At 54.1% G+C, this 11,273-nt stretch carries 9 protein-coding genes; all 9 read left to right on the top strand.

Going from position 1 to position 11,273, the window contains the following annotated elements; all coding sequences use genetic code 11:
- Window positions 1-593 precede the first annotated feature (593 nt).
- Genes B9N88_RS10470 through pilV form a run of 9 tightly spaced genes read left to right on the top strand, consistent with a single transcriptional unit; the run spans window position 594 to window position 10,950 of the window.
- A complete protein-coding gene (locus B9N88_RS10470; RefSeq protein WP_081744454.1) occupies window positions 594-1,742 on the top strand; it encodes a PFGI-1 class ICE element type IV pilus protein PilL2 in 1,149 nt (382 codons plus the stop codon).
- Window positions 1,742-3,550 carry a PilN family type IVB pilus formation outer membrane protein gene (locus tag B9N88_RS10465; protein WP_043293668.1) on the top strand — a complete coding sequence of 603 codons (1,809 nt, stop codon included), beginning with the start codon at window positions 1,742-1,744 and terminating at the stop codon, window positions 3,548-3,550. The genes B9N88_RS10470 and B9N88_RS10465 overlap by 1 nt, the downstream gene beginning before the upstream one ends.
- A 3-nt stretch (window positions 3,551-3,553) precedes the next feature.
- Window positions 3,554-4,885 carry a type 4b pilus protein PilO2 gene (pilO2, locus tag B9N88_RS10460; protein ID WP_027606782.1) on the top strand — a complete coding sequence of 444 codons (1,332 nt, stop codon included), beginning with the start codon at window positions 3,554-3,556 and terminating at the stop codon, window positions 4,883-4,885.
- Between the two features lie 4 nt (window positions 4,886-4,889).
- Window positions 4,890-5,447, top strand: a complete 558-nt coding sequence (pilP, locus tag B9N88_RS10455) for a type IV pilus biogenesis protein PilP (protein ID WP_256221287.1) — start codon at window positions 4,890-4,892, stop codon at window positions 5,445-5,447.
- Window positions 5,448-5,459: 12 nt separating this feature from the next.
- Window positions 5,460-7,016: a GspE/PulE family protein gene (locus B9N88_RS10450; RefSeq protein WP_027606784.1), complete on the top strand. Its 1,557-nt coding sequence runs from the start codon at window positions 5,460-5,462 to the stop codon at window positions 7,014-7,016.
- A complete protein-coding gene (locus B9N88_RS10445) occupies window positions 7,006-8,145 on the top strand; it encodes a type II secretion system F family protein (protein ID WP_027606785.1) in 1,140 nt (379 codons plus the stop codon). Before B9N88_RS10450 ends, B9N88_RS10445 begins: the two co-directional genes overlap by 11 nt.
- A gap of 25 nt (window positions 8,146-8,170) precedes the next feature.
- The gene (locus B9N88_RS10440; RefSeq protein WP_027606786.1) at window positions 8,171-8,686 is read left to right on the top strand and encodes a type 4 pilus major pilin; all 516 of its coding nucleotides are present in this window, start codon (window positions 8,171-8,173) and stop codon (window positions 8,684-8,686) included.
- Between the two features lie 10 nt (window positions 8,687-8,696).
- Window positions 8,697-9,638, top strand: coding sequence for an ATPase, T2SS/T4P/T4SS family (locus B9N88_RS10435; protein WP_027606787.1), 942 nt, complete (start codon window positions 8,697-8,699; stop codon window positions 9,636-9,638).
- Window positions 9,628-10,950, top strand: a complete 1,323-nt coding sequence (gene pilV / locus B9N88_RS10430; RefSeq protein WP_027606788.1) for a shufflon system plasmid conjugative transfer pilus tip adhesin PilV — start codon at window positions 9,628-9,630, stop codon at window positions 10,948-10,950. Before B9N88_RS10435 ends, pilV begins: the two co-directional genes overlap by 11 nt.
- Window positions 10,951-11,273: the final 323 nt, after the last annotated feature.

Below are 11,273 nucleotides of genomic sequence, written 5' to 3'. Positions count from 1 at the left end.
ATTACTATGAAAGCTCCAGTTTTACCCCACCAAGAACTGACCCAAGCGTACCAGTCCTCGTCAAACCAGATCCCGAATGCAGGCATAAATGCCAACCATGTCAATCCGAGGCCAATGGGCCATAACGCGCGCAGACCAAGCCTAGTAGACAGGCCAGTGAGATACGTCAAACCCCAGGCCAAGAACAGGTTCCCTAACACACGGCTTCCCGTTTCTAAGTCCAGCTGAAACAACTGCGAAAACTTAAGGACGGCTAAAAAAATCACTATTGCTAACGCTATGAGTGCTCCCCACAAAAGCGGAAAGCCCTGCGAGCTACCACGCTGACTCATCATCCCCCCTTGGTATCCTCGACTTAAGTAACGCCAGAATGCCATCACGAGATAAATCTACACAACCTAGCAGACTGCATTTTCACCTCACTCATCCGTAATGCGGCGGTAGGTGGCAGAAATCGAGTGGGTGAATTTCATTCCGCTTTGTAAAGAACCAGTGGTTATGAAAAGACCGACCGCTCAATAATCTATTTTCTACTGCCCACTTTGCTCTGACCTGCCAACGTGGCCCCATCATCAAAGGGGGCCTCTCGGCACATGATCAGGCACGTCACCACGCTCTCGCTGCTCGCGTTAATCGCGAGTTGCACGACCCAAACGGCACAGACACCCAAGCCCGCTTTCGACAGCAGTCGCAATCCGGACATGTTGGCGCCAGACCTCTACCCTAGCGGCGCCGTTCCTGAAAAAGAACCGGTAGTGCGCTATGGCCGCTACACCCTGGTCAGTACCTTGCCAGATTCTGGCCAACGTGACCTGATGGCCCAGATTATCGACATCAGCATCCCTGCCAACATGCACCCAAATGTGCACGATGCAATGCAATACGTGGTGGATCGATCAGGTTATACGCTTTGCTCGGCAGAGACTGGGCACGTCAACATCCTTTACACCCGGCCACTGCCAGCAGCTCAGTACAAACTCGGCCCAATGACACTGCGCAACACCCTACAAGTGCTCGCGGGTCCGGCCTGGCAGGTGAAGGTCGACGAGGTCAACCGTCAGGTTTGCTACGTGCTACGCCCTGGTTATCAGCTCCCTGACTTTTCACGGCCTGCATCGACGCAGGTTGCTCAACTCAATGCGCACTCCACAGCTCAAACCGTTGCAGCAACCACAGTCAGCAATGATTCAGCCGGCCAAGTAGTAATCGCCGCTGTACAGCAAACAACGCCATTTACAAAGAACACGACGGTCTCTGCATCTGTAACCAATACATCCTCTCCCAAACCGATGCCCTCTCCTGCTGTGCCCCCCAAGGAGGGCGCAACGAAACAAACGTCTGCCTTGCCGGCGCCCAGTTCTGCCTCGAGCAAGTCCAGCAGTTCGAGTAACAAGTCCGCTGCTGCGGCGACTCCCGCGACTCCAGCCATCGCTGCACCCATTACGGTTACTCCAGCTATTGCAGCCACCGCCGCGACCAAGCCGCTGGCCCAGATATGGACGGCTTCAACTGGATCATCACTTCGTCAAACCGTAGAAGGCTGGGCTGAAAAAGCGCACTGGCGACTGATCTGGCAGACCGATGATCTTGATTACCCAATTGACGCACCACTTCGATTCGAGGGCAGCTTCGAAGAGGCCATAAGAGAAATTTTCCCGCTTTATGACTCGGCCCCACGGTCCTTTGTGGTCGACGGCAGTTCATCACAGATGCTGATTTACATTGCAGAGAGGAAAAAATGATGACTGCGCGTCTCTGGATCCGAGGCACAGCAATATCGCTCATTGTGGCTCTAGTGTGTTCCTGCTCTGTTCAGCGAGTGAATGAGTCAGCCAGTCGCGCAGAAAATGATGCGGCGACCGCATCGCAATACAGCCGGTTTCTGAGAAATCAGCAGCAAGAGCCCGCGCGCGCTACGGTGGTGTTCAGCGACAAACCCTGGGTCTCAAAACAACCGATGGTTACCAAGCGTGGGTTACCGCTGACCATGGATTGCGACATCACCTATCGCCCTGCTTATAACGTTGGAATCGCAGAGATTGCGCGTTACATCACCAGCGAGTGCGGCGTTCCCGTCATCGTAGCGCCAGATGCCATCGATCCAAGCGTCCTCACCAGTGCAACACAAGGGAACCCAGGCCCAACCACTCCCCCGAGTATGAGTCAACCCGACAACCTATCCAACTTCATGCCTGCAGGTGTCATCGGCAACGTTCCCAGCAATGCCCGCTCAATGAATATGATCGGACAGATTGCGCCCAGCACTTTCCCCATCAAGTACAGCGGCAAACTGTCAGGTTTGCTAAATCAAACCGCCGCGCAGCTGGGCTTAGCGTGGAACTACTCCTCAGACGATCGCAGCGTGCATGTCACTTACTTCGACACCAAGACGTTCGATGTTTGGGCGTTTGGCGATGACCAGGTCATTGAAAGTACGGTGAAGTCGGGCTTGCTGACTGCAACAGGCAGCGGGAGCTCCGGTGGCGGTGGAGGATCTTCGTCAACAGGTGCATCGGGTGAGTCCGGCAGTAACCAGAGCACCACCGTCTCTATCAAGACATCATTGATCGGGGATATCGAAAAGAACGTCAAGGCAATGCTGAGCCAGCAACCACCAGGTCGGATGTTCCTTTCACGATCCACTGGCACCTTGACGGTAAGTGATCGTCCAGAGGTTCTTTCCAACGTTTCGAAATACTTGAACTCGATCAACCGCAGCATCACGCGCCAGGTTCTGTTCAATGTCAAAGTCTTTGAGGTGACCCTCTCTGACAAGGATCAAACAGGCCTGGATTGGTCGGCGGTTTACACCAATCTGAGCAGCAAGTGGGGCTTTTCCCTAAAAAATGCCACCACTGGAGTTAGCACCAATGCGGTCTCGAGCTCGTTCAATGTTTTAGATACTTCAAACTCTCCCTGGGCTGGTTCCAATCTGATTATTAAAGCCCTTTCCGAACAGTACCGCGTCTCAAATGTCCGGTCGCCCTCTGTCACAACTTTGAATTTACAGCCTGCCCCTATCCAGGTCGGGAACGTGCAAAGCTATATTGCATCGAGTTCCACAACCACAACGGCCTCCGTCGGATCGTCCACATCACTGACTCCCGCGACTATCACCAGCGGGTTCAACATGATGTTGCTACCTCGAATTATCGACCAGGACAACCTGCTGCTGATGATCACTTTGAGCATGAGCAGCAGACCCACCTTCACCCCCTTCACCAGCAACGGCTCCAGCGTTCAGACAGTCGATTACGACACCAGGAACCTCTCTCCCAAAGTTCGACTACGCAGCGGTCAAACACTGGTGTTGACCGGTTTCGAAGAGAACAGCGAAAACGCAACCAAGTCAGGTGTAGGTGACCCAGGGTTCTTCGGTTTAGGTGGCAGTCGAATTCGCAGCACAGACCATAACGTGCTGGTCGTGCTGATTACACCTGTTGTCGATAACGACTCCGCAAGCCCTAGCACCCTGAATTTACCGGCTGCCAATGATCCATGGGGTTCTTGCCCTAGCCCGGTACTGCATTGCGCAGGTTTTAAGGGGTAAGCCATGGTCTCGGAAGTGTCTAAAAGCCCGCGCTCTGCTCGCGTCCAGGTACTGCAGCACAGAGGAAAATCGTTTGTCACTGGTCTGCGCTGGCATCCGTTGGGCAGCGTCACCGGTCACATGAAAGAAGCGCGTCAATATGGGCGTGAACACCAGTTGGACATTGTAGCTATTCGTAGAACGCCTGCGATCATTCAGGCAGGTTTTGTAGCGCACAGCGACAGCGTCACCAAGGGCATGTATTCGCTTGCAGCGACCCTGGCTGGACAGTTGGGTGATTCGTGGATTGCGGCCTGGCAGACGGCCCCGGATCTTGACCAGTACGCATTGGTTGCGGTGTACCAAGGTGGTGTGATTTCAGGCTGCGACATGATCGGTACAGGCGCCGAGGTGCGGCGCAGGGTAGTGCAACAACGCAGTCGCGGCATTCAATTCAGCCATGAGTACCTCCCTCCAGAGTTTGAAATGGGCGGGCATCCTCTGGACGTCGAGGATCTGCTCCAGCCCGAGAAACTCAAACGTGAATATAGACTTCGACCGCTCGTATTTGGACTCTCCAAGACCGAGCTGGTGCAGCTCTCGATTCTTGCAGCGCTGATCGCAGTCGGCGTCATTTGCTGGGCGCAATGGCAGAGCCATCAGGAGCAAATAGCCAAGGAGGCAGCGTTCCAGGCTGAACAACAACGTCTAGCTGAGTTGGCCAGGCTGCAAAAAGAATCGGGTGTGGAGCAACCTCCCCAAGCGCTTGAACATCCCTGGGCCAAACGTCCCTCTGTTGAAGACTTCTTGGAAGGTTGCAGCAACGTCATTTATCAGTTGCCCCTATCCATTCAGGGATGGCAGTTCACGAGTGCCATGTGCGACGGCACTCAGGTCCTGTCCTCTTACACACGTTCTGGCAATAGCACTGCCGACAAGCTGATACAGGCAACTCAAGGCCACTTTTCTGATCGGCCGGCCTTTTTTGACGAGGGTAACTCGGCGACGTTGAAGTCCGACATTTCCTTACCTGCCGCCGGTGATGAGCCGCTTAAAGAAGCGATCGTGATGCTGGCAAACCTATCGTCTTGGCTGCATAGCTTCATGCAGACCCCCACCCTGAAAGAGATGCCGGTTGTTGTGCCCGTTCAACCAGCCATTCCTGGTCAGCCTGCTCCACCGCCGCCGCCACCTCCTCAATGGAAGCTATTCGAACTGCGTTACACCTCCGGGCTTACCCCACTGGACTCTTTATCCGGTGCACCCAGTCAAGGCCTACGGCTGCGTGAAATCAAAACCCAATATCAGGCTGGCCACCTTGTCTGGTCAGTAATAGGTGACCTCTATGCGGAATAATACAATGCGTTTGTGGTGTTCAATCCTTATCTTCGGGCCCCCGCTTTGTTGGGCAAACGAAAACACACCATCCGGAGTAGACGTCGGCGAGCTGGCCATCATTCAAAGCCAGACGATTCTGTTAAACGCAAAGGCCGAGAAGGCCAAAGCCGAAAGATCCATCAACGGCGAAGACCAAACTGCGACGGCGCAGCCTTCGCCAATGATTTTTTCTCAAGGCAACCTCACGCCTCCGACTTCTGCCTCGGTCCGCAGCGCTGACTCACAGCCTGAGTTGCCTGTTGTAAAAGCCGTCTTCGGCTCAGCAAAGCGTCTACGCGCCACCCTTCTCTACAGCGGTGGGGTTGAGATTGACGCTGATGCCTCATCCAGGGAATTGCCTGGGGGTTATCGAGTGGCAATCCTCAACTTCGACAACGTGACGCTTGAGCGAAGCGGCAAGCGCTATCCCCTCGGTTTTTCAAATACTCCTCCAGTCGTCCCAGGCAACGCCAATAACCCCGCAGTCAGCAACACCGCGTCGGCCACTGTGCTGCCCGGCTTAATCCCTGGCCAACGCTGAGAGACCAATGCTATGACGATCCCGACCGAAAATCCCCAGGCAACGGAAGTAGGCTCCGACGAGTCTGCTGTGGAAATTCTGATTTCGCACAAAAAGTTGCTGACCGCTACTGGAGGACCGTTTGAACTGAAACCCGAGTTGCGTCAACTGTGTGCGCTGACCAGCGATGGGATTCTGTATGTGTCTGCCCAACATCAAACGGATGCCTATGTCATGGCATTCGAGGATCAGTTGGAACACGAAAATCATCCTTTCGAAGTCAAGGTCTGCTCCATGAGCACGATCAAGGCTCTGTACCAAGCGAATGAGGATGTAAATGGTAAAACCCTGTCCACCGATACAAAACGTCAAGCCCAGGTAGTACAACTACTGGGAGAGGCCCACCGGCGCAATGCGAGCGACGTTCATTTTGTCGTTGGCCACGACATCACTCGAGTTTTTTTTCGCATACACGGACTTTTGTGGGAGGCAGAGCAGCATCAGAGCCAGGTGGGCATGGAGCTCTGCTCATCCCTCTATAACAGCATGTGCGATGTAGCTAAGGACCACTATCAGCCGCAGGTGAGCCAGGACGCCAGGGTGAAACGAGCCTATGTCGAACAGCTTGGTCTGTTCGGCGCCCGGGTTGCCACCCGGCCGCTGGTTGACGGCCCCCTGATGGTTCTGCGTCTGCTGTACGACGACAAAACCAAAATGACATTTGAGGAGCTCGGTTTTCTTCCCCAGCAGATCGAGGCATTCAGCCGCATCCGTAGTTTGCCTTATGGGGTGAACCTGATTACTGGCCCCACAGGTTCCGGGAAGTCTAAGTCCCAACAAGTCAACCTGAACCTGCTGCATGAAGAATGTGGTGGCACCAAACACATTTTGACCATGGAAGATCCGCCTGAATATCCAATCATGGCCAACCAGTCGCCACTGGGCCCTGGTGAAACCTGGAACGCAGGTATCACCAATACCATGCGGCTGGACCCCGACGTTCTGATGTACGGGGAAATCCGGGATCTTGAATCAGCCCAAGCGGCGTTCCGTGGCGGAATGACCGGTCACTTGGTACTTTCGACACTGCACACCAACAATGCCGTAGCCGGCCTGCAGCGTCTGATCGACATGGGGGTGGATCGCTACCTGGTCACTGACCCGGCCTTGATGACCAGCGTCGTGAATCAGTCTTTGCTGCCTGAGCTATGCCACCACTGCCGCATACCTGCATCTGCACATCTGGACCAGCTCAGCGCTGCGCTGACGCGGCGCTTGCACGACCTGCTGGCCATCGAGCTGATTTACCTGAAAGGCCCCGGGTGCCCACACTGCAAAGGTTTAGGCGTCGTTAGCCGCACCGCAGTTGCTGAAACACTCCTCACCGACCTCAAATTTATGCAGGTTTTCAATAAGCACGGTGCGAGTGCAGCACGTCGCCACTGGGTCAAGGAAATGGGCGGCATCACCAAAACCGCCCACACCATCATGAAACTCAAGCAAGGCCTGGTAGATCCGCGCCACGCGGAAATGATGGTAGGCCCACTGGACTTTGATCGACAAACCTTGGAGCTCTCTCATGATGAGTGACGTCAGGGGGATGCTGAATCGTTGGGCAGAAGTCTTCTATGCCAAGCAGTTCGGCAAAAACGAGCGAATCCAATTCTACGAGAGCCTGATGGGCATCCTTGAGGATGGTGTGTCACTTGAGGACGCGCTACACACGGTCGCCAGAGCTTTCAGCGATAACGGTCAGAAATTGCACCCCGTATCTCTAGCCTGCAGAGACATCGCGCAATCGGTAAAAGACGGGAAATCCCTTAGCATATCCTGCGAAGGTTGGGTTCCCTACGACGAGAACTCACTGATCGCCTCCGGTGAAGACACGGGCAACCTGGTGCAGGCTTGTCGTGACTGCGTGAGGATCATTGAAGTACGCCAACGGATCAGCAAACTCGTAGCCTCGGCCACCGTGTTCCCATCCGTTGTGTGGAGCGTCATGGCGGCGCTGCTGTATGTGATCGCCGTGTGGATGGTGCCCTCCATGACACGTCGGTCTAACCCCGAAGCTTGGACGGGTGTACCGGCGTTTCTCTACGCCCTATCGAATTTCGTGACCCACTACGGTCTGGTGACCTTGATCGTAGTCGTCACCTTCATCTTCGTATCGATCATCACCCTGCCGGTGTTTTGCGGGCTGCAGATCACGGCCGCCAGCCCGTCATGGAAGCTGCAGTTGAACAAGTTGCTCCAGGTCTTGAGAGTCCGAGCAGAGCGCCTTCCCCCTTGGTCGGTCTACAAGGCACTTCACGGCTCCATCTTTTTGCTCAACATGGCCGTGATGTTGCGCTCCGGCATCAACCAGCTCGATGCACTCACCTCTCTTCAGCGCAATGCTTCTCCCTGGCTGAAGGAGCGGCTGACGGCCATTCATTACGGTGTCAGCGCCGGAAAAAACTTCGGTACTGCGCTGAAGCTTGCGGGTCATCAATTTCCAGACCCCATGGCCATGCACTTTCTGGAAGTACTTGCCATACGCAAAGGTTTCGCCGAGTCGATGGAACGGTTTTCCAACCGCTGGCTGGAGCAAACCCTCCAGCGAGTCGAGGCAATCGCCAAGTCGCTCATCGGAGTGTCCTCCATGGCCATGGGGGTCATGATGATTCTGGTGGTGATCGGGATCTTCCAGCTGGCCGGCACTGTGACTGAAACGCTTTAACCCAAACTCCAATGAGGTACTGAAAATGCCAAAAATTATTCGCCAAAACCAAAGAGGTTTCCTTTCCCTGGACGGAATGTTCTGGCTGATGCTGATTGCGGTGGCGCTCGGCTTCATCGTCTTTATGGGGTACAGAACGTTCGGCAGCTCGGACGTCACCATCGAACAGAGCAACCTCGGTACGCTGCTCAGCAATACCAAAAGACTGAAAAGTACTACGGGTTACGCCACTGCCGGCACCAACCTGGCGCCCTCCTTAATCAACCTCGAAGCTACCGGCGGCATGAGCATCAACGGCAATGCCCTGTCCAACCGCTGGAACGGTGCTGTGACCGTAGTGAGCAACGGCATGACCTTTACGATCACCGAATCCAACCTCCCGAAAAATGCCTGTATCACCCTCGCCTCAAATATGGCCAAGGACAAACAGACGACGACGGCAATCAACGGTGGTACTGCCATTGCTGGAGAAATCACTGCAGTGGCAGCGGCTACAAGTTGCTCATCGGACGCCAATACCATTGCCTGGACTTCGTATTAAGGAGCCCTGTGTGAGCGTGATCTCCGATGCTGAATTCGTCGACCTGTACCTAGGCGAGGGGTTTGCCGATGCCAAAGGTCTTCCTGGGCATGCGCGAAGAGTTGAAGCACCAGTCGAATGGCGTGCGGACCTCGAGCGCTTGCGGCTGCAATGTCAGGAAAAGCACGCTGCTACCCAGGATCCTGAATTCGCGTTGATTGAAGATGGCGTAGTCCTACGCGTAACCCAATTACTGGATTTGAACGGTAAACCAGTATTTGTCCTGAGCAAGTCATCGGTTCAGATCCGCCCATTGGACATGCTAGGCCTGCCAGATTATCTGCAGGATGCATTGATGAGCGACTCTGTACGCGGCTTGATCTTCATCTGCGGAGAAATGGGTACAGGAAAGACTTCAAGCGCGGCCTCGCTTGTAAAGGCCCGCCTTGAGGCCTGGGGTGGAATTTGCGTGGCTGTGGAGGATCCCCCAGAACCCTATCTGAATGGTCGACACGGTGAAGGGCGCTGTATTCAAGTTCCAGTTTCTCGCCGTATGGGAGGCTACGAGGAGGCGTTGATCTTGGCGCTGCGCACGAGAGCTGACTTGCTGTTTGTCGGCGAAATTCGCGACAGCTCGACCGCGGCTCAAGTCATTCAGGCATCAATAAATGGTCATCTCATTATTTGTACAGGCCATGCTGGCAGCGTCACTCAAGGCATTGAAAGAATCTCGGCCTTGGCCCAGCCCTTGCTGAATAACGCCCGAGAGTTGCTCTCCAAAGGCCTAGTCGCGGTCATTCACCAGTCTCTGTCTATGGGGACTGATGGGAGCCGTCGACTTACGTTGCAGAGTCTGCTTTTCACTGACCCTGACGGACCGGGCATTCGAGAAAAAGTCCATGCAGGGAAGATCACCCTACTCGAACAAGACATCGCTCACCAATCATCTAGGAGCCTCTGGAATGACCAGTAAAAACAAACAGCGGGGTTTCTTGAGTCTGGATATGGCAATCGGATTGATCGTGTTTTCCGTCGTCGTCACCTTGGCGACAATTTGGCAAATCAGGCAAATGGACGGTCAGGATTACCGCATTGCCGCAGATCAACAGAGAACCATCTCTGAAGCAGTGGCAAAATACATGAAGGACAATTTCAATGCCTTATTGAACAACGCTACAGCGACCGTACCAGCGCAAATAACCGTTCCGATGCTGATCAACACCAGCTATCTTCCAGCAGGTTTTAGCTCCACCAATACCTTCGGGCAGACCATTCTCGGCCTGGCCCGGAAGCCTAATCCCAACCAACTGGAGGTGATCGTCGTCACCACAGGTGGGCAAACAATCCCAGAAATGGGCATTCGTGTCATCGCTGAAAATCTAGGCGGACCTGGTGGTTTCATTTCTTCAACCAACCCTAACATCGTTCAGGGTGTACGCGGGGGATGGCAGGTAGCGCTAAGTAATTACTCTATCAACCCTGGTCCAGGTCATACCGCCAGCGCATTGTTCCTGATGGATGGCCAACTCGCCAATGACTACCTATATCGCAACGCGGTGCCGGGACATCCCGAGCTCAACACCATGAATACCGACCTCAGTTTAGGCGGCCACAATATCAACAATGCGGCTGCAATTACGGCCACCGGCAACGTGACCACAGGCGCTGACGTCAATGCTCGAAATGTGACAGCGACGAACACTGTATCCGCAGCAACTGCGAACGTCACTGGCGAGACCTACACAGGGGGCTGGTTCAGAACTCGAGGTGATACTGGCTGGTACAGCGAGAAATGGGGTGGAGGCATCTACCAGTCCGATTCTGACTGGGTGCGTGTCTATAACAACAAAGGGCTCTCTACAGGTGGGACAGTTGCTGCTGGACAGGTCACCTCGACCAGCACCATTAGTGCCAACGGCCGTCTCTCGACCAATGAATTTCTATCGATCGGTGGCCAAGCGACAGAGGGACAAGCGTGCAATGACAACAGGCTCATGGCAAAAAATGCGGCGGGCATCCCACTTTCGTGCCAATCCGGAGTGTGGACTATCACCGGGGCAAAATTCAAAAACTACATCTCCGGCGCCTGCCAAGGTTACGGCGGATGGAATCCAAACGTTTGTGCTATCGCTGACTCAACTTGGACTATATGTACTCTCTCTGGTGCTGCGGCCGTTGGTCAAGACGAGTCCGGTCAAGTGTATCGGGACGGAGCTGGGAATTGGTTTCTATACGCAGTCAGAGCCGGTTGGGCTGGGGTATTTTATTGGCAGTGCCTAAAATAGTGTTTGCACGAACACCTTTGCGTTTTGTTTTTTGATATTCACTCATATACGTTGAGTTCTGGTCGTAAAACCAATTTTCCTATGCTGCTGACAGGTACTTGCTTGATGGACCACCTTGAGAATGGCACTGAATATAATTATCATCAGCTGCAAGTATGGCTAAATTCAAGAAGCCGGATTTGCTCGAGCGCATTATGGGCTCCGGCCCTTAAGGGCTTAGAAGCTTTTGAGGTAGGAGATCACACCTATCGCCTTACCCCATTAGGATCAGGACGATATAGAGTTATATGCGTAAAAACTTCTGATATTATTTCAGCAGCCCA

This window comes from Pseudomonas sp. LAMO17WK12:I1 (genome assembly GCF_900177315.1).
GTDB lineage: Bacteria > Pseudomonadota > Gammaproteobacteria > Pseudomonadales > Pseudomonadaceae > Aquipseudomonas > Aquipseudomonas marginalis.
Note: the sequence above shows the minus strand (reverse complement) of the source record. Positions and strands in the feature narration are given on the sequence as shown.